At 41.7% G+C, this 528-nt stretch carries 1 protein-coding gene; it reads right to left on the reverse strand.

Annotated elements, in window-relative coordinates:
- On the reverse strand, window positions 1-528 hold a 528-nt coding region (locus tag H8S17_RS16380), incomplete at both ends, for a tyrosine-type recombinase/integrase (RefSeq protein ID WP_186867912.1).

Below are 528 nucleotides of genomic sequence, written 5' to 3' on the forward strand. Positions count from 1 at the left end.
AAGGTTGCTTGTGTAGGTGTGTCGCAACTGGTGAAAATGAAATCCTTCAAATCCATCCAGTTTCTGAGCAATCTTCCTGCAAACAATTCCTAACGTGCTTGGCAGTTCCAAACTTCCATCCGGTCTTAAGCAGACAAAGGATATTTCCTTATAATCTTCTGGAACATTCTCTGTTCCGTCCAGATGATAGAACTCATAGTAAACTCTGTTTTTGTCTTTTACTTCTCTGTAGTAGTTTTTGTGGTAAAGTTCTCCGTACTGCATTCGGTTTTTAAGTTGTTCCTTTCGGGCATTGCGAAGAATCTCTGCCAGTGTATCTCCAAAATCAACAATCCTTACCTTTTTTCGTTTGGTTGGTCCGATGATATTCTTGTGCCTTGAACCATCATATCGGATACTTCGTCTGATCGTAAGGCACTGTTCTTCAAGATTTACATCCTGCCATGCCAGACCACAGGCTTCACCGATACGAAGTCCTGCATAATAAGCTATCTGGATTGGAAGTATTGCCGGTGGATTGTAATCCTG

It is taken from the genome of Roseburia zhanii (assembly GCF_014287635.1).
Taxonomy (GTDB): Bacteria; Bacillota; Clostridia; order Lachnospirales; family Lachnospiraceae; genus Roseburia_B; species Roseburia_B zhanii.